Annotated in this window: 12 protein-coding genes and 1 tRNA gene; 7 read left to right on the top strand and 6 right to left on the bottom strand. The window is 65.7% G+C overall.

Annotation, left to right across the window (positions count from 1 at the left end):
• Nucleotides 1-181: 181 nt before the first annotated feature.
• The 4 genes from J1M64_RS03015 to J1M64_RS03000 all read right to left on the bottom strand — a co-directional run bounded on the left by J1M64_RS03015 (nucleotide 182) and on the right by J1M64_RS03000 (nucleotide 8,652).
• On the bottom strand, nucleotides 182-2,905 hold the full coding sequence (locus J1M64_RS03015; RefSeq protein ID WP_206472615.1) for a DUF262 domain-containing protein: 2,724 nt from the start codon (nucleotides 2,903-2,905) through the stop codon (nucleotides 182-184).
• Nucleotides 2,906-3,368: 463 nt separating this feature from the next.
• Nucleotides 3,369-5,138 carry an alpha/beta hydrolase gene (locus tag J1M64_RS03010; RefSeq protein ID WP_206472613.1) on the bottom strand — a complete coding sequence of 590 codons (1,770 nt, stop codon included), beginning with the start codon at nucleotides 5,136-5,138 and terminating at the stop codon, nucleotides 3,369-3,371.
• A gap of 88 nt (nucleotides 5,139-5,226) precedes the next feature.
• Nucleotides 5,227-5,595, bottom strand: coding sequence for a hypothetical protein (locus tag J1M64_RS03005; RefSeq protein WP_206472611.1), 369 nt, complete (start codon nucleotides 5,593-5,595; stop codon nucleotides 5,227-5,229).
• Nucleotides 5,596-5,652: 57 nt separating this feature from the next.
• On the bottom strand, nucleotides 5,653-8,652 hold the full coding sequence (locus J1M64_RS03000; RefSeq protein WP_206472609.1) for an AMP-binding protein: 3,000 nt from the start codon (nucleotides 8,650-8,652) through the stop codon (nucleotides 5,653-5,655).
• A 202-nt stretch (nucleotides 8,653-8,854) separates the two neighbouring features.
• On the opposite strand from J1M64_RS03000, the gene J1M64_RS02995 reads away from it, so the two are divergent.
• The 5 genes from J1M64_RS02995 (at nucleotide 8,855) to J1M64_RS02975 (ending at nucleotide 13,855) form a co-directional block, all read left to right on the top strand.
• The gene (locus J1M64_RS02995) at nucleotides 8,855-9,970 is read left to right on the top strand and encodes a hypothetical protein (RefSeq protein WP_206472607.1); all 1,116 of its coding nucleotides are present in this window, start codon (nucleotides 8,855-8,857) and stop codon (nucleotides 9,968-9,970) included.
• Nucleotides 9,971-10,122: 152 nt separating this feature from the next.
• Nucleotides 10,123-12,249 (top strand): NAD(P)/FAD-dependent oxidoreductase, encoded by a 2,127-nt coding sequence (locus J1M64_RS02990; protein WP_206472605.1) that lies wholly within the window; start codon nucleotides 10,123-10,125, stop codon nucleotides 12,247-12,249.
• Nucleotides 12,250-12,454: 205 nt separating this feature from the next.
• Nucleotides 12,455-12,610, top strand: a complete 156-nt coding sequence (locus tag J1M64_RS02985) for a hypothetical protein (RefSeq protein WP_206472603.1) — start codon at nucleotides 12,455-12,457, stop codon at nucleotides 12,608-12,610.
• A gap of 284 nt (nucleotides 12,611-12,894) precedes the next feature.
• Nucleotides 12,895-12,968, top strand: a tRNA-Met gene (locus J1M64_RS02980).
• Nucleotides 12,969-13,390: 422 nt separating this feature from the next.
• Entirely contained in the window at nucleotides 13,391-13,855 is a 465-nt protein-coding gene (locus tag J1M64_RS02975; protein WP_241260952.1) for a hypothetical protein, read from the top strand.
• A 145-nt stretch (nucleotides 13,856-14,000) separates the two neighbouring features.
• Here J1M64_RS02975 and helR read toward each other — a convergent pair whose 3' ends face one another.
• Entirely contained in the window at nucleotides 14,001-16,256 is a 2,256-nt protein-coding gene (gene helR, locus J1M64_RS02970) for an RNA polymerase recycling motor ATPase HelR (protein ID WP_206472599.1), read from the bottom strand.
• A 241-nt stretch (nucleotides 16,257-16,497) separates the two neighbouring features.
• Between helR and J1M64_RS02965 the strand changes: the two genes are divergently transcribed.
• Together J1M64_RS02965 and J1M64_RS02960 are read left to right on the top strand one after the other, a co-directional pair.
• Nucleotides 16,498-16,719 carry a ribbon-helix-helix protein, CopG family gene (locus J1M64_RS02965; RefSeq protein WP_206472597.1) on the top strand — a complete coding sequence of 74 codons (222 nt, stop codon included), beginning with the start codon at nucleotides 16,498-16,500 and terminating at the stop codon, nucleotides 16,717-16,719.
• Between the two features lies 1 nt (nucleotide 16,720).
• Nucleotides 16,721-16,993, top strand: coding sequence for a type II toxin-antitoxin system RelE/ParE family toxin (locus J1M64_RS02960; RefSeq protein ID WP_119192872.1), 273 nt, complete (start codon nucleotides 16,721-16,723; stop codon nucleotides 16,991-16,993).
• Nucleotides 16,994-17,016: 23 nt separating this feature from the next.
• Here J1M64_RS02960 and J1M64_RS02955 read toward each other — a convergent pair whose 3' ends face one another.
• Nucleotides 17,017-17,865 (bottom strand): class I SAM-dependent methyltransferase, encoded by an 849-nt coding sequence (locus tag J1M64_RS02955; RefSeq protein WP_206472595.1) that lies wholly within the window; start codon nucleotides 17,863-17,865, stop codon nucleotides 17,017-17,019.
• Nucleotides 17,866-17,963 lie beyond the last annotated feature (98 nt).

The following is a 17,963-nucleotide window of genomic DNA, read 5'->3' as shown; positions in this document are numbered from 1 at the left end:
GCGGGTCCTGGGGATGCGAAGTGCTGGTGTAGGAACTTGCATCTTCACACGCCCCAGGACCCCTACATCTTGTGCCTCACCGCATCACCGGCGAACCCCAGCTATGCACTCCGGATCCGGAAGGGCCGGTAAACCGGCACTCCGCGGCCTCGAGCGTCGTTGACGTCACCAATGCCCCCCTTCACCACGCCCCGTCAAGGAACTCGGGGATGTGCTCGGCCTCCCGAGCATTCTTCATGGTGACGAGCCGGGCATTGTGGAGTCTGATGGCAGTCCCCAGAGCCGGGTCAGCAAGGAGCTCCTTGGCGGTTCGGAGATCATGGATGTGCAAGGTGGTCTGATCGTCACTCAGTGAAGTGAACCCACTGTCCGTCACCTGAACCGATTCCCCGATTAGCTCGGCGAGTAGGCTGTTCGCACCGTCGGCGAGCATCGGGCTCCTCGCCACCCACAGCCTGATTAGAGGGCCGTCGTCGGATATCGTTACGTCGGCAACGAAGTACCCGCCAGCGTAAACAGTCCACAGAGTGCTTGCTCGCGCCGGTGCGGAGACGGACCAGTGGGTGGCCTCCATAAGCTCGGGACGCGGCAGAAATGCACTTACATAGGCGTGTAGTAGAGCGATCGCATCGTGGGCGAAGGCTGACTTTCTCAGGCGCTCGGCGTAGGGCGACGCAGGCGTCGTGCGGGTAGTGGGAGACCACCGCGGATCACGGCCGGCAGGCTCCGGTTGGCCGGTGACGACCCAGGTCGCGAGCTCCGTCGGCGTCAGCACCCCGTTCCGGAACAGGGCGCGGCGACCGAGTCCACGAAGTTCCGAACGGACACGACGAACAGCTGTGTCGACATCGGTAGGCCAACCTCCGTCCACTCGATCCTCAGTGCCCTCTACTAGATCGTCGACGAACAACCGCAAGGAGGTGTCTGCCCGGCCCTTGTCATCGAACTCAACACCTTCGCTCGCCAAGACGTCGTGGACATCTCGCTCGTCTCGGGGATCGATCCAGGCAAACCCGGGGGAGATCGAACCGTCGGCGGTGAGTATGCGGTAGGCGTTCGGGACAGGATGACTTGCGAGCCGCTGAGCCAGCGGCACAGGGTGAGTGCCAACCGCCGAAGCAATGTCGCCGTAGGTTGTCCAATGTCCCGCTGGGATCGACGCTGCTACCTGGTCCAGCGCTCGCCAGAGCGAGCTCGTGTCGTCCTGGGGGCGGGCGACGGGACCTGGCCATGCGCTGATGACCTTCTCCGCAATCTCCTCTGCACGAGCAGCGATCTGCGTGGGACCCCACGCGTCGGCGTGGGCGGGGAAGTGGTTCAGTCGGATACCGCTGCGGGCGAATTCGGTCTTCTTCTGACTGAAGGGACGATTCCCGAGGGGGGTGTTGTACCCGGTCAGCGTGAGGTTGCCGAGCGTGTGGAGTAAGCGGGTGTGGACATCCGTCACGGTCTCGTCACTGACGATGAGCGCCTCGAGATCGGCCTTCCAGGCCTCCGAAAGTGTCTGCGGCATGATGTGTTCGATAGTGGTCTGGGAGAGATCGACGGCCTCTTTGCTCTGATACGTAGCCTCAATCCACTTCATGACCAACGCCCGGTGGTTGGCGCGTCCCTTGATGTAGAAGGGCGAGAGCGCGACCGCCTCTCGGATTTCCGCGTCGGTGGCGAAGTGCTTCCTACCAGTGGACAAGTACTCGAGCACGGACTCGTCGAGTGGACGCCCGGGTTCGGATTCGGCGACCACCCCCAGCAGAGTGCGGTTCACGTTCGACGACGATCGGCCTATCACGAGTCGGCGGACCAGATAGCTTTCGATAGCGAGCATCGCCCGGGCAACGGTGGCCGAATCGGCCTCGCCCTTGGCGCGCTTGTCCAAGAAATACAGCATGACCGGAAGCACGGTCGACGAATCCCACTGGTGGAGCCGGCGGAGCCGGATCCTGACGGCCTCATCCACTTCCTCCTCTGGGTGGGTGACCACGCGGAGCAACTTTCCGAGGGCGGAGAGGCGCTCAACCTCGGCCGCGATGGCGGCCTCGCCCTCGATCGCATCCAGCCGTCGCTGTTGCAGTGTGTAGGTGTCCCCCTGTTTAACGGTGGGGCGGTGCCGCACGAGGTCAAACCAGAAAAGGACCTCAAGCTCCTCCGTGGTGAGGGCGTCCTGAAGCGGTTTCCACTGGTACTTGTAGACCTCTTCCGCCCGAGTAGGCAGGCGCATGAAGAGGTAATTGCGCAACAGGTCGGCCTGGCTTAGCTGCAGGCCGGTGTTGTTGAGTGACTCGAAGATTCGGTGGACGTTATCGTTCGCGTCGGTCGTCACGACGACTAGCGATACGCCCTGGGTGCAGGCCGCCTCGATCCGGTCGATGTCGTGTGGATCCTCCGGATCATCGGCCGCGATCAGCTTGCGGCGGAAGAAGCGGTAGGCCTCCCCTACGGGATCGTCACCACCGGCCTCGGGGAGACGTTCGATCACGGCCGCGTATGCCTCGCGATCCGCCTGGGTGGGAAAAAGCTTAAGTCGGAGGGCGTCTGACTCGAACTTGTTGATGAGGTAGAGCTCGTTCACCGCCTCGGCTTTGCGGAGTTCACCGGTCGCCTCGTGGTGATCCCGGATGGCAGCCAGCAAAAGGGTGAGAGTCGTGAGCCGCTGCTGCCCGTCTACTACCAGGAACCGCTGCACCCCACCCGCGGCCGCACCAGGTGCTGGGGAAAGCACCAGCGAACCGAGGAAGTGCGACGCAGTCGGATCCATCTGCCGTTCGTCGGCGAGTTGGACGACGTCCTCCCACAGCTGCGCCCGGTTCGACTCTTTCCACTGGTAGGGCCGCTGGTACAACGGAACCTGATACTGCCAGGGCCCTTGGAGGATCTGGTTCAGGCCTCGTTCTTGAGCATTGACCATGGTGGATTGATGTCCTCTGCCGCTCGGAGTGAAGTGCGGTTAAGCGTAGTAGCGGGTTCCAGAAGCGGCGGGCAAACGCCTGCCCCGGCAATGACAGCTCCGTGTCGAACGGTGGGCCGACATGAAACGTCTGGTGGACTATCCGCGGGCTCGCCTCAACAAGTTCCCCGCTCCGAACAGCGGTAAGAGCATGACGATGCCTCCTCCGATCATGAGGTCGAATGACTCGTCACTCCAGCCGAGGACAATCATGACGGCACCTACTACGAAAAGGACAAGGAAGAGCATTACCGACACTCCGAAAGCCAGTGCCGCGACGAGATAGCGGCTAAATCGACCCGCCGCGAGTATTGCCAGAAGGAAGAGGATGGCAGTGAGGATAAAGCGCATGAAGAACCTCCGAGTCATGCGTGGGTAACCATCGGAAAGACCGCGACGTGGACATCGCCCCGTCGATCGCCCGCTAGTACTGGGTGAGCTTTTTCATGCCCAGGTCATTGTCGTGCACGAACTTCATCAAACGGTTGATGATTTCCCGGGTCTGGCGGAGTTGAGAGATGAGTGGCGACTTGGGGTCGCTGAATTCGGAGAGTTTGTTGATCCGAGCCGAGACGATTCCCTCTGCCGTGGTGAGCGACGCCCAAAGGTTTGGGTTCGGCGGCTCGCCGACCATCTGCAACGCGTGGGACGATGCGACGGCAATTGCGAGAGTCGCGGGATCGCTCGCCTCAGCAATGTCACCGACCTTCAGCGTTGCAGCTGCCGTGGTGACCATGGCGCCGGTGGAGGCAAGGCCGCTGAGAAGCGCCAGTCCGCCCGCCATGCCGCCAGGACCGAAGGCGGCCAACCCGCTCGTGATCGCTGCAGCCCCGGCCGCGGTGCCCATGGTGGCGATCCCGATCGGCCCGGCGGCGATGAGTGCGAGGCCTGCAGCAGCGAGAGCAAGGCGTCCGGTGGGGAACCCGCCGCTGTCCGTCAGTACCTCTCGCACCTCCGCGATGGCCTCTTTGACGCGACGACCATGGTCGGAGGTGTATCCGAGGTCGACGAAGAAGTCCGGGATAGCGTCGGACTGGGCGCTCCCGATCTCGATCTCGTACGGCTGGATGATGTTGGTGAACGACATCGCCACTACGCGGCGTACCGCATCGTCGAACTCGAGACGCTGGGGGAATTCAGGGCGCTGGCCTTGGGCTATGGCAGCGACCTCGACAGGAAGGCTGGAGCCCTGCGGGAGGCGCTGACGGACCCCGTCGACAAACTCGTCACTAAGCACCTTGAGCGTGTCCTCGTAGCGAGCGGTGATGTCCTTCTTGCCGATCTTTGAGGCCACGCGCTTTCCATAGGCGAGTGTGAAGAGGGCGTCGGTCTCCGTGTCGTCGATACGAACAGCGATCTCGGTGCCCGTGGCGGGCACGTCAACCGGAGGAACCAAGGCGTCGGCAACGAGCATTCCGACCGCCGGGTGAGCGAGGTACTGCTCAGCGTTGTGCGCGATGGGATTAGTCGTAGAACGCGGAATCTGTATTCGAAAATCCTGGGCGCCAGGAAAGACGGACGCGAGCCCGCGCCCGGCGGTGACCAGATCAAACGGTACGAAGAAATTGGTCCAGTCGTCGACCCGCGCATAGGGGAATCGCTTGAGGAGTCGTTCGTGCTTCTCGTGAAGGATCTGAGCCGATCCAGGGCTGCCTATTGTGATGAAGCGGGAGACGTGGAGTTCCTCGGGAAGATGATCGAGGAGATCAATGGCGATGATGCTGCCAAGACTGTGTCCGATCAGAATTATCTCGCCAGAAGCTGGCAACTCCTTGAGGACCTGGGTAAGCACCGCGGCCCGGAGCCCCTCCTCGGACATGTAGTTGTAGACCTGCTTCAGGACCCCGCTCTTAACGGTGGCTGTCTGCAAGGGAGCGACCACGACATCAGGCATGCGGCGAAGGCCGAATCCCTTGGCGAAACCAGACTGTTCAAGAAGCCGTTCGATGCGTGACTGGCGACGAACGAATGCGCGACGCTCAGGGCGATCATCCTTCACCCTGTAGGTGGTAGGTGGGTGCTTGAGTTTCACGCCCACGGCATTGAGGAGCCATGCGTAATCTGGGCTAATTACGTCTGCCCCACTCACAGGGCCGACGCCAGCGGCAGCAAGACCTTGGTTGAGTCCCGAGAGCCAGTTGCGCTGTGGGTCGCCGTTGCCGACGCCGTGTAGGAATATGACCTTCTTGGACAAGACTGATATCCGTTCGTACGAAGCGCAGTGGACTGGGGCGTAAGTGCCGACCGAGTGGAGAGTTAACGGGCGACCTACAAATTTGACATTAGCTTGTGGGTACGACAATCGGACTGGCGAACCGCTGAACGAGCGAATGCATGCGGCCGAAGTGCTCGGCGCCGTTGTGGTTGCCTTCTGTCCGAATAGACGCGGCCTCGGCGGCAAGAAGCAGGTCTAAGAGGAGACGGACGCCGCCGATACAGCGTGGCCCGTCGGCAACTTGGCCGAGGCTGCCGAGCGGATCGCCAAGGGCGGCGCGGAAGCAATCGTGACTCACTTGGCGCACGGCTGCATCCTGCGCGTGTTTCTTAACCGCCGCGACATCCGTCGCACGGATGAGATGGCAGGGCATCGAAAGTTGCCGAGTCCCTTGATCGCGCTCAATGATTGAAAGCGACGGGCTGTGGCAGCTCATCCAGAACGCCGGTCCTTTCGGGTCGGCGTTTACCCCATGCACCGAATCTCGACCGGCCTACTGGCTCTTCGGAACCAACCCGTCCCGCACCGCCTTGGTCAGCCGAACGTACTCACCCGTGTCGGGGTCGCGGATCCAGGTTCGCGGGCCGGCCTTCGGCAGCCCCCGGGCGGCGAGCGTCCTGGGGTCCGGCCGGTACCAGTTGGTCACCCGGATGTCTTTGACGACGTGGACGATGTCCGGTTGTCCGGCGGGCGGGACGGAGGCCAGTGCGCCACCGATGTCGGCCGCGGTAATGGGATCTGAACCCCAAAGGTTAACCGCGGCGACGGCGACCGGGCCCATAGCGCCATCCGTCTCGTACAGCACGGCGAGGTCTACCTCGGGCAGATCCCCGAGTGCGTCGGCGACTTGGATCGGGTAGACGGGGCCGTGCTCGGTGCGGACGACCGAGCTCGCTGAGCCGAGCAGCCAGAAGTCGCCGTCCCTGTCACGCTCGAAGATGTCGTTGGTCGACACCCACGTGTCGCCGGGGCGGAACACCCCACGGAGTTGGCGCACGGAAGCGTCCAATCCGAGCCTGGGCCGGGTGAGAAGGACGCCGGGTGCGTCGACCTCACTGGGTATGGCGAAGCCGTCGGGGCCGGCGAGGATCGCGCCGGTGTCGGGATCGACCTCGACGAGACGCACGTCGGCGGTGCCGGGCAGTGGACGTCCGCGCGCGCCCGGTTTGGAGGTGGTGAGGTTGGCCAGGACCACATCGGACTCGGTGCCGGCATAGAACTCAAGCACCCGCGTGCCCGGGTAGCGTTCCAGGACCCGCCGCCACAGCCCACGGGGCATGCCTGACCCCATGAAGAGTGAGAGTGTCGGGAGCGTCTCGCGCGGACGCACTGGCTTGCGCACCAACTCGCGCATCATCGCCCAGGTGTAGGACACCACCGTCACCCCGTAGCGGCGGATCTCCTCGTCGAAGGTCGCCGGATCGAAACCGCGGGAGAGCGCGATCCGGGCTCCTCCCGCCACGGCACCGCCGACGGTGGTGAGCAGCCCCGATGGGTGGTGGAGAGGGCTGAGGCAGTAGACGGTGGACTCGGTGGTGAGACGCGCGGCGCTGGCGGTGCCGAACGCGGACGCCGCCCACCGGTGGTTGGTGACGAGCTTGGTCTGCCACGTGCCCGTGGAGCGGGTGAAGAACACAAAGGCCAGGTCACCCCCTCGGCCGGGATTCGGCCGGTACCAGCGGGGCAACTCCACCGCCTCGGGGTCGATGCGCTCGAGGTCGACGACGTCCTCGCCGAGGTCCGCAGGCAGGTCGCGCTCACCGCCACCACCGCCGAGCACGAGCGCCCGCGCTCCGGCATCGGTGACCTTGGACGCGTGCTCGGGGTCAGCGACCACGTCGGTTACGGAACTGAGCTGGAGAAGTTCGGGCAGGGACTGGGACGGGGGCAGTAGGACGGCCACGGCACCGAGACGCGACAGCGCGGCGATCGCGACCAGCGCCGAGGGCCGCGTCTCCATGACCACGCCGACGTGGTCGCCCTGGCGCACGCCGACCGTGATGAGGCCCTTGACCACGTTCGTGATCCGGGTGTCGACGGCCGAGTACGTGTGGACGCGGTCGGAGAACAGGAAGCACGCGTCGTTCGGCTGGTTCCGGGCGCGTTCGGCGATGATCTTGGCGAAGGAGATCCGGGTCGCGGGCTGGATCTGCCCCAGCCGGATGAGACGCGGTGCCGCGCGCACCGCCTCGTATCCGACGGCTCGCGTCGTCCGCAGGGCGCCCAAGGCGAGCTGCCCCGCACCGCGCACCACGCCGACCCCGAGTCCGGCGGCCTGGAACGCCCCGTCCGCCGCGAGCATGATCGCTTTGGTGGGGGAGGAGTCGATGACGGTGTCGGGGTCGACCTCGGTGATCCCGTCCGGTCGAGCCCCTCGGTCTTCGATCCAGTCGATCCAGTGAACGACGGTGGGCCACGTCAGCGAGGCGGCGGTCGAGCCCACGACGAGGCCGAAGTGCCCGGCGCGGACCGAAAAATCGTAGACATCGGCCGAGGGAGCGACGGACGCGATTTTGCGGACGCCGGCCGGGACGCCGATCTCGTCGACCTCGCCGAAGACGGCGAGGACGGGACAGGTGATGTCGGCAAGTGAGACGACGTGGTCGCCGACGACGAAGCCCCCGACCATCATCCGGTTCTGGACGATCACCTGCTGCAACATGTCGACGATCGCGGGCCCGGACCAGGCCACGAATCCCTCGCCCCCGATGAAGCGGCGCTGCCGCTCGTGGCCGAGGAGCGCGTCGCGGTCATGGAGTTGGCGCAGAAAATCCACCTGGGAACGGGCGGTCTTGATCGGATCGAGCAGACGGAACGCCGTCGAGGCCAACCACCCGGGCAGTGGGCGTTCGTTGAAGACGTAGTCGGCGACGAGGCGAGCGATGGTGACGACCACCTGCTCGGGAATGCCGAGCGGGGCGTTGCCGCGCCAGTCGACGGGCGAACCGAACGTCGCGATGCTCTCCAGGTCGCGTGAGCGTCGGTAGGCCGCAGCCTGGTAGCAGAACATGCCGCCCTGGCTGTACCCACCGAGATGCACCGAACGGCCGGTGGCCGCGGTGACGAGGTCGACGGCGTCGCTCACGGCCACCACATGGTCGGTGAGGGTGCGCTCGAGACCGCCGGTCTCGAGGTCCGGTGCGCCGAAGTCGATCACCCACGGGTCCATACCTGCCCCGTGCAGTGCGGCCACTGCGCTGGTCGAGGGGGACACGTCCCAGACTTCCGCGGAGATCATCATCGGCGGAACGAGCACGATCGGCGGCCGCGGCGGCTCGTCCTCATCGATGTGGACCCCACTTTGGCCAGCGTCCCCCGCCGCCGGCGGGTAGTAGCGGCGCAGCCGGAACATCGGGCGCCGTGCGACGATCTCGAACGGAGATTGCTCTTCGTCTGTCTGAAGGCCGCCGAAACGCACGACTTCGACCGCGTTCAGAACGAACGACGTCGCTGTCTTGAGCGCGGCCGAGACGATGTCAGGAGTGGGAGGCATGGTGGTACAGAGGGTAGAGGGTGCGGCACGGGCACCGAGAAGATCCAGCGGATAGCTCCGCGACTTGCGGCTGTCCGCCCCCGCCGGGCCGATCTCGTCGTCGCTCGCATCCCCGCTACAAAGCCGGGATCCTTCAGCATGGCCAGACCCACTTAGACGCTGCTCCCGAACGAGTGTCTTACTGAGAAGCTACTCTTCACCAATGGCCTCTCTTAATAACTCGCTTATCCCAAACTGGGTGCCCGATCCCGCTGTCGCCACGTGGGCAGATCAGCAGGGCTTCGGGCCGGCGACCCAGATGTCTGACAAGTCGCTTAGAGCTCTAGCGAAAAGGCGGAGCGGTAAGCCGGCGGGTCTGTACATGTGGGAGGGTGAGGCCAACGAGGTGTACGTAGGAATCTCGAGCACGTCGGTGGTGTCGAGGCTACGGCAGCACGTCAAGGACTATGATTACGCGAATATACAGTCGTTCCGATACATGCCGGAATCTGCGAACACGGCAACCTTGAGGGCGGCAGAGCGCGAACTGATCTACGACCTCTGCCGAAACGGGTTCACCTGTTTCAACCGAGAGCACAGCGCGGTGATCTACGGGACGTCCGTTTTAGACGAGCTCGTCTCGGTGGAGGAACAGAAGGCATGGTTCAACAGCCCTGCGGAAGCCAATCTCGCTGATCTTCGGTCTGGCGAAGCCGATCAGTCTGTCCTCGGCGGAAAATCGGCGGAGGTGCGCTCGAAGGTCAGGTTCGAAGAGCTTTCTTCGCACCCTGAGTTCGAGTCGATTCTGGAAGCGCTTGCGACGTATCTGCACGGGTGCGTGCTCTTCCCGAGGCGCACGCAGGGCCAGTTCTGGTCCCTGTCGTGTCTCCCGAGCCTGAGAATGGGAGGCGGAGTCAAGCGTCTGGTGACGCTCAATATGGGGATGCTCGAGGTCTTTTACCTCAACGAGTTACCGGGCGGGAGGCTGGAACTCGGTGTCGCGACGGACAGCACCGTACTTCCGGCCCGCATGACGTGGTGGGCACTGAAGCATCGCGGTGCGTCGATGGCTGGTCCCGTGCACAAGTCCTCGGGACCCAACGCGGAGTATCTCATTTTTAGGTCTCCAACTGCGTTCGTGAAGGCGATGAAGAAGTCCGACAAGATTCGCTCCGCAGCGGCGAGGTACTCCCTGGACAGAACTCGTAGAGGCCGGGTTTCTGGGCGGTACGCCGATGCGCACAACGGGTTGCTGGCTGGGGCGGCGATCGACCGGGCGGCTGGAATTGGCTTGCCGACTGTGGGTCTGCGTGATGCCCTCGGTGCCAATGACGAGTAGTTGCTCGTAGCCGACTGAGCCGGCAAGGCAGCACCTGGTAGGGGATTGCAAGACGCACTCGCTGGCGTCGTCGTCCCTTTCACCCCGTCGACTACAACCCACCGACCCAAAAACTGGAACCTGTTATAGACACCCGTCAACTCGGGCGTATCATGATCGGCGTGACGACCCTCACCTCATTCCCTCGCCTCATGTCGCCCGGCCGCATCGGCCCCATGGAGACACCCAACCGCATCGTCCTGCCCGCCATGGACATGAACGTGTCCGAGGACGGGGAGATCGAGCAGCGGGAGATCGACCACTACGTCGCCCGCGCCGCCGGCGGCGCCGGGCTGATCATCACCGGGGCGTGCGCGATCGCGTTCCCGGTGGGCGCGGCGTCGTTGAAGGAGCCGGGCCTGTCGGATGACAGGTACATCCCGGGCCTCAAGGCGCTGGCCGACGCGGTGCACGCGGCGGGATCCAAGCTGTGCGTGCAGTCCACGCACCACGGCAAGGTCGCCCGCGTGGACGTGGCTAATGACCGCCCGGTGCTGGCCCCCAACGAGCCGGACTACACCTACGACTACTCCGCGCTGGCCGACAGCACCCCCGAGGAGCTGGGCCGCATGGGCGCGGCCACCGGCGGCAAGCAGATGGTCTACAAGGAGATGGACTCGGGCGACATCGCGTGGCTCATCGAAACCTGGGCCGAGGCCGCCGACCGCATCGCCCGCGCCGGCGCGGACGCCATTGAGATCCACGTGGCGCACGGCTACATCCTGGGCGTGTTCCTCAACCGTCGCGACAACCAGCGGACCGATGAGTACGGCGGCGCGCTGGTCAACCGGGCGCGGCTCGCGTGCGAGGTCATCGAGGCCGTCAAGAAGCGCGTGGGGGACCGGCTCGCATTGATTGTGCGTGTGGCCGGGCAGGAGTACGGCCAGGAGGGCGGGCTCGAGCTGGACGAGGCGATCCTGGCCTCGCAGCTGTTCGAGCAGGCCGGCGCCGACGCCATCCACGTGACCGGCTGGGGCCGCAATCCGTTCGACAACTTCACCGACGGCCCCCTGCCCAACACCGTCGGCGCCTACCTGGACAACGCCGCGGCCATCAAGAAGGCCGTGTCGGTGCCGGTGATCGCCGTGGGACGGATGTTGCCGGAGGTGGCGGAAAAGGCGATTGACGACGACGACATCGACTTCGCCGCAATGGGTCGGCAGCTGCTCGCCGATCCGGAACTGCCCAACAAGCTGGCCGCCGGCACGCCGGAGCTCGTGCGCCCGTGTATCAACTGCTACCTCTGCGTGGCCGAGAACTTCTTCGACGACACCCCGTTCTGTGCCGTGAACCCGCCGCTCGGTAACGAGACGCTGCTGCCGCTGACGCCCGCTGCTAAGCGCGAGCACGTCGTGGTGGTGGGCGCCGGTCCCGCCGGGCTCGAGGCCGCGCTCGTGCTCACTGAGCGCGGGCACCGCGTGACCGTGCTGGACAAGGCCGATCGGCTGGGCGGGACCATGTGGTTCTCCACGCTCACCACGCCGGACAACGAGCCGCTCATCCGCTACTTCCAGGCCGAGATCGACCGGCGGGGCATCGACGTCCGGCTGAACACCGAGGCCACCGTGGAGTCGATCCGTGCCCTCGGCGCCGACCGCGTGATCGTGGCGACCGGCGCCAAGCGTCCGGCCCCGGCCATTCCGGGCGGCGACCTGCCGCACGTGCACACCGGCGACTCGCTGCGCGCCACCATGCTGGGTACCGCCACCGCCGACGAGGCCGGGTTCTTCCTGCGGACCGTCGGGCGGCTGGGCAGGCTCTCGACCATCACCAAGCGCCCCTCGTGGATCCGGCGACTGACCAAGATCGCGCTGCCGATGGGCAAGAACGTCGTGGTGATCGGCGGCTCGCTGGTGGGCCTGGAGCTCGCGGAGTTCCTCGCCGAGCGCGGCCGCAAGGTCACCCTCCTGCACGAGTCCCAGCAGCTCGGGTTGCCGCTGGCTATGCCGCGCCGCTGGACTGCGGTGCGCCACGCCAAGGAGTACGGCGTGGACATCCAGCGCCGGGTGAAGGTCAGCCACATCACCGAGTCGACGGTGGCCTGGACCGATGCCAAGGGTCGCGCCCAGTCCGCCGCTGCCGACATGGTCATCTACGCCGACGGGACAACTGCCGCGGCCCCGCTGGCCGACGAGCTCCGCGCCGCGGGCATCTACTGCGAGGTCATCGGCGACGCCGGCGAGGTGGGTTACATCCACGGCGCCATCCACTCGGCGTGGAAGGTGGCTGCAACGGGGTAGGAGCTACTCGCGCCAAACCAGCATGAAGGCGACCGTCGAAACCCGCTCGATCGCGGTTCTCTAAAGCGACTTTCGTAGACGGCTCAAACGGCTTGACGGTTCGTCGGAACTTGCGGTCTGCTTGGCTACCGCAGTTGGTTAAGTGTAAACTTATGACTTCGTGGCCTACTGGCCTGTTCATCCACTTTCTGTAAAGGAAAACGAAATGGATCCGTTCCAGCACTTCATGAATTCACCGATGATGAAGCAGTCGCTTGAGCAATTCACCTACATGACCGGGCTTAACGCGGACATGTACTGGCCCGTCGTGGGCGGAACGATCCTAGCTCTCTCATCTCTGCAAGTTCTTCTGCTGGCCTGAACGAAGCTGAGAAATTAAAGGCGGGCTGATACGAAAGAGGGCTAAGAGCATGCGCTCTTCGGGGGCGGGACCCACTTAATTGGTCCTTCTGCATTCTCCTCTCCGGAGTAGACCGGATCCCGATTCGCGAAGACGCACCCGACCAGATTTTGGGCCGGTCGCGGTTTGCAAACATCTGCCATTTGCGCCATGAAATCGCACGTGGCGCACTGTGGCGGAGCGCCATGTGCTCCTACCGATTTGGAACCTTGCTGCGCCACACGTACTGTCGGTGAGGCAATCGACGCGGGGTGGAGCAGCTCGGTAGCTCGCTGGGCTCATAACCCAGAGGTCGCAGGTTCAAATCCTGTCCCCGCTACAAACGCACTCAAGCTCGGTTCCCTCTTGGGGGAGCCGAGCTTGAGTGCTTTCCGCCCGGGCCCCCGATCAACCCTCGGCCGGAGTCGGTCAGCGCGAGGGGAATCCAAATCGAGTCCGGCACGCGCTCTCGTGCGGGAGGTCGAAGACGGCCGGTGACCTGGGGTGCCCTGCAAGGGGCGTTTAGGGCACCCCAGGTCAGCGGCCTGGCGCTACCCCGCGACGAAGAACCGCACCCAGAGCCCGGCGGCGGCGACCGCAGCGAAGGTCACTGCCGCGGCGAGGAGATCCACTCTGCTGAGCCGGTGTGGCGGCCGGCTGACGGGCTGTTGTGCTCTTGGGCCGCCTGGTTCGCCGGGCGGCCCCTATAGTGCGGGAATGGGGCCTGACGATTACCTTGACAAGTCCCCGGATTCTGGCCGAATGGGCAAGGCAGCGGAGCTGCTCGTCGCTGCCACCTGCATCCTGCAGTCCCGCGCGAAGCTCAATGTGTCGACGTCGATCATTGACGACGAGGGCGTCGACTTGGTCTTCCACTTGCGCGAACACACCGCCACTCTTGCGGTCCAAGTGAAAGCGCGAATGTCGGATGGACTGGTGGTGCAACGAGGCCGTTTCCAGGCTGTTGTCCGCGACTCGTCCTTCTATCCACGCGGTGACCTGGACATGCTGTTCGTGTACGTAGACGTGACGCGGGGGTCGATCGCGCAGTCATGGATGGTGCCGAGCCCCGCTTTCGAGGCGAACACCACTGTGAACGCAAGGGGCCGGCGCGTCTTCTCGGCGTCGATGTCCGCCGAGAGTGCTGACAAGTGGTCGAAGTACAGGCTCGCGGAAGGCGAGTTGGCTCCCCGGGTGGTGCAGCGCCTGGAGTCAAGCGACCTGTGATTGCTCGTTGGGGTGAGCGGCGACGGGCTGCAACGGCGGTGGACAGGAGATCGACACTCTCCCAGGGCAGTTGCTTGAGCGACCGATCGCGGACGCAGCACTGAGGCAGGCGTCGGCGTTGTGACACCGCGCGCCCGGCGAGAACCTACGAGCTGAGAACGACCAAATGGCGCGTTGCCCGCGTCATCGCCACATAGCGGTCAACTACACCGGTAACGCCCGAGCCGAACGAATCCGGGTCGACCAGAACCACCAGGTCGAACTCGAGGCCCTTGGCCTGCGCGGGGGTCAGCGAGCGGACGCGGTCCGAGCCGCTGGAGTCCAAAATAGTCGAACCGGGCGCGCAGATGATGCCGACCGTGCCCTCGAGGTGGGTACTGATCCAGTCTTCGACTACGCGCTGGAGATCCTCGACACGGCCGTACTCGACGGGGAGCCCACTGCGGCGCACCGACTCGGGCACGTTGGCGTCGGGCCGCACCGACCGGATCACCGGAGCGGCGGCCTCCATGACCTCGGCGGGGGTGCGGTAATTGATGCTCAAGTGCACGGAAGTGATGCGGGCAGGGGAGAGGCCGATGCGCTCCAGTCGCTCGGGCCAGGACTCGTCGAAGTCGCGCCGGGACTGCGCGCGATCGCCGACCACCGTGAGGCTGCCCGAGGGGGAGCGGCGCAGGATCATCGCCCACTCTGAGTCGGTGAGTTCCTGCGCCTCGTCGACGATGATGTGACCGAACGGTCCTGCGAGGCGGGCCGCGCCAGCAGTCGGCTCGTCGTCGGTCGAAGGGTCGAGCAGTGCCTCCTGGAGATCGGCGTGGCGGAGCATGGGGGAGACGCCCTCGGGGTCGTCGTCGGCGGCGATGAGGTCGTCGATCACCCGTTGGCGCCTCGCGAGTTCTGCGGATCGATCGGCCCGGCGGCGCTGAGTCCTGCGCGCCCTGTCGGCGTCGCCCAGCCGGTGGTGGGCCGCGTCCAGAAGCGGCAGGTCCACGGTCGTCCACGCGCCGGCCGCGGGTCGCTGAAGGAGCCGGAGCTGCTCGGTGGTCAGCCACGGTGCGCACAGGCGCAGGTACGCCGGGACGGTCCACAGGTCCCCGACAAGATCGGTGGCGCTGATCATCGGCCATACCCGGTACAGGGCGCGGTGCAGGTCCGGGTGCGCTGCGAGCTCAGCGCGGAGGACCTCCTCGGGCACGCCTCCGGCGCTGTTATGGAGGGCCCGGTCAACGAGGATCTCGGCGACCGTCTCGCGGATCTGCGGGTGAGCCTCGTTGTGGGGAGTGCCGTCCTCGACCGAGCCGAACGCCTCGGCCCAGTCGGCCGGCGTCAGGCGCAGGTCCAGCCACTCGGTCTGCATCACCATCGACTGCTCGGGCGGCTGCTCGTAGAAGCGCACCGCGGCCTCGATCGTCTCGACCATGCGGAGCTCTGACTTCAGTCGGGCGACCTCGGGATCGGGTTCGTCGGGCAGTCCGCCGGGCGGTGCCGCGATCGTCCCGCCGAGCGCGGCGACGCCGAGATCGGCCACGGTCGCCGTCTGCACGCTGTGCTCACCGAGGGAGGGGAGTACATCCGCCACGTAGTCCAGATACGGTCGGTGCGGCCCGACGAGGAGCAGGTTGCCGCGCCGCAGCCCGGTACGCGACTGTTCGTGGAGCAGGTGGGCCGCCCGGTGCAGGGCCACGACGGTCTTGCCGGTGCCGGGTCCGCCGTCCACGATGAGGGCTCCCCGGGAGTCCGCGCGGATGATGGCGTCCTGATCGGCCTGGATCGTGGTGAGCACATCCCGCATTCGGCCGGTCCGCGCCTCGGACAAGCTCGAGACGAACGCCGAGAGGTCGTCGGGGCTGACGTGAGCGAAGACCTCGTCGTCGTCGCCAAAGACCTCATCCCAGTAGTCCACGATGCGCCGGCCCGACCACCGGTACCGACGGCGATACGTCACGCCCCTCGGATCGGCGAGCGTCGCGGCGAAGAACGGCTCGGCGGCCGGGGTGCGCCAATCCACGAGGAGGGGAGTGCCGGCCGCATCGGTGAGGCCGATGCGGCCCACGTACGCCGGCGCGGTCGCGGGTGCTGTGGGGCTGGAGTCGCATTGAGGGGCGCGGGAGGCGGCGGCGGTGGCGTAGTGGCCGATGCACACGTCCAGCCCGAAGCGGCGCAGCGTGGCGAGCTCGGCGACGAGGCGGCGGATGTCGGCGTCGCGCTCGATGGTCTGCGCGCCGCGGCCTGCGGGGTCGCGGCGGCGGGCGTCCAGACGGGCGGACAGGGAGGCGACCTTCTGGTCGAGGGCGTGGGAGATGGCGGCGAGGTGGCGCTCGTCGGCGGCGATGTGCGCCGGGGCAGCCTTGTGGGCGAGGTGATCGGGGAGGGCGAAGATGCGGGGTGCCTCGGGGGACATGGCGCCAGTGTGCGCCCCCACCGGGGTCTTGCCGCAAGGCCCCCTACCAGCTATAACTTGAAAAGGGGAGGGGTTTCCGGCAGGAGTCTGGTTGTCTGAAGGCTGCCAGATCGACGCCGCGCCTCGCAGTGGCTCGCCCTCACGCTTGGCGTCAATCACGCTCTCGACATCGACCGGCCGGATGGTCACGGTCTCAGGGTGGTCACTGGGTCTATACTCGTATAGCGGCGGAAGGGGTGTCATGACGGCCAAACAGCTGAACACCAAGTTGGACGACGAAACCCTCGCCCGTCTGGACCATCTGGCTCGAATCACCGGCAGGTCCAAGTCGTTCTACGCGAGCGAGTTCATCCGCAGCGGACTCGACGAGATGGAGGACTGGTACTTGGCCCGGCACCGTCTGGAGGAATTCAGGCAGTCAGACGATTCCGCGATCCCGTTGGACCAGGTGGACTGGTCCTGAGGTGGCGTATCTGGTCGAGGTCACGCCGCACGTCCAGAAGGTCATCACCAAACTCGGTCGACAGGATAGGACTGCGCAGCAGAGAATCCGGGCATTCCTCGAGGAGCGAATACACGGGTGCGAAGACCCCAGGTATCTCGGGAAGGCACTTCGCGGCGACCAGCACCTCTGGCGGTACCGCGTGGGCGACTACCGGATCATCTGCTCGATCGAGGATCAACGGGTGACCGTCCTCGTTGTCGATATTGCCCATCGGCGCGAGGTCTATCGATAGCGGCCCTTGGTGCTTCTGCCCTGTCACGCCCCGGGGGCACGGGCTTCTACTACCCAGGTTCCGGCACCCAGACGGACCTCGCCGTCGGTGACATGCTCACCCAGCGCGGCCACGGCCGCGGCGACGGCGGAGTCGCGGGCGTCGGGGTTGGCGGCCATCGCCATCATGGCCTGGGGGTTCTGTTCCAGCGCCTGCCGGGCGAGTTGTTCGAGGCGGCCGGCGGGGCCGAGGGTGACCTCGTCGGGGCCGGGGTTCATCTCGACAGACTCGAAGCCGGCGGTCTCCAACACATTGCGCACCCGGTCCGGGTCGGCGAACGAGAACGGTCCCGGCGCGCCCGGAGGTGGCACGGGGGCACCGCCGAGCCGGGCCAACGCGGCGCCGGTGGGGACCGTGATAAACGGGTTCGCGGCGGGCGCGGCAAAGCAGACGAACGCGAGCTGGCCGCCCGGTCGGAGGGCCGCCCGGACGGCGGAGAACGCCACCTCGGGTCGGTCGAAGAACATCACGCCCATCCGCGAGAACGCGGCGTCGAACAGGCCGGGCAACGGCTCGCTCTCCACGTCGAGGGTGAGAAACTCGACGTTCTCCGCATCGGCCTCGTCCACCAGGCGAGCCTGCGCGCACTCGACCATCGGTCGGGACACGTCCACGCCGACCGCCGACCCGTCCGGGCGCACCCGGCGTCCGATCTCCAACGTCGTGGTCCCGGTCCCGCACCCGATGTCCAGCACCCGCTGCGGTGGGCCGAGGTCCAGGCGGTCGAGGGCCGCGCGACCGAGCGGCTCGAGAATCGTGTCGTACGCGAGCGCATTGCGCACCCACGACTGCCCGACGGGACCACTCCAGAGGTCGGCCTGCGATGCACTCATGATGAGCTCCAATACCTTGGTTCTCATCGTAGAACCGAGGAGAGGCGACCGGAACCCTCACGGCAGCGGCACCACACTCACAGGGCACGCGACTCTCC

The sequence above is a fragment of the Dietzia sp. KRD202 genome (genome assembly GCF_017168155.1).
In the GTDB taxonomy this organism is placed as follows: Bacteria; Actinomycetota; Actinomycetes; order Mycobacteriales; family Mycobacteriaceae; genus Dietzia; species Dietzia kunjamensis.
Note: the sequence above shows the minus strand (reverse complement) of the source record. Positions and strands in the feature narration are given on the sequence as shown.

Excerpts from the sequence above, each read along its gene's own strand:
- J1M64_RS02995 (WP_206472607.1), top strand. The coding sequence starts at position 8,855 with ATGGCCTCTCTTAATAACTCGCTTATCCCAAACTGGGTGCCCGATCCC.
- J1M64_RS02985 (WP_206472603.1), top strand. The coding sequence starts at position 12,455 with ATGGATCCGTTCCAGCACTTCATGAATTCACCGATGATGAAGCAGTCG.
- J1M64_RS02965 (WP_206472597.1), top strand. The coding sequence starts at position 16,498 with ATGACGGCCAAACAGCTGAACACCAAGTTGGACGACGAAACCCTCGCC.
- J1M64_RS03015 (WP_206472615.1), bottom strand. The coding sequence starts at position 2,905 with ATGGTCAATGCTCAAGAACGAGGCCTGAACCAGATCCTCCAAGGGCCC.
- J1M64_RS02975 (WP_241260952.1), top strand. The coding sequence starts at position 13,391 with ATGGGCAAGGCAGCGGAGCTGCTCGTCGCTGCCACCTGCATCCTGCAG.
- J1M64_RS03005 (WP_206472611.1), bottom strand. The coding sequence starts at position 5,595 with ATGAGCTGCCACAGCCCGTCGCTTTCAATCATTGAGCGCGATCAAGGG.
- J1M64_RS02955 (WP_206472595.1), bottom strand. The coding sequence starts at position 17,865 with ATGAGTGCATCGCAGGCCGACCTCTGGAGTGGTCCCGTCGGGCAGTCG.
- helR (WP_206472599.1), bottom strand. The coding sequence starts at position 16,256 with ATGTCCCCCGAGGCACCCCGCATCTTCGCCCTCCCCGATCACCTCGCC.
- J1M64_RS03000 (WP_206472609.1), bottom strand. The coding sequence starts at position 8,652 with ATGCCTCCCACTCCTGACATCGTCTCGGCCGCGCTCAAGACAGCGACG.
- J1M64_RS02990 (WP_206472605.1), top strand. The coding sequence starts at position 10,123 with ATGATCGGCGTGACGACCCTCACCTCATTCCCTCGCCTCATGTCGCCC.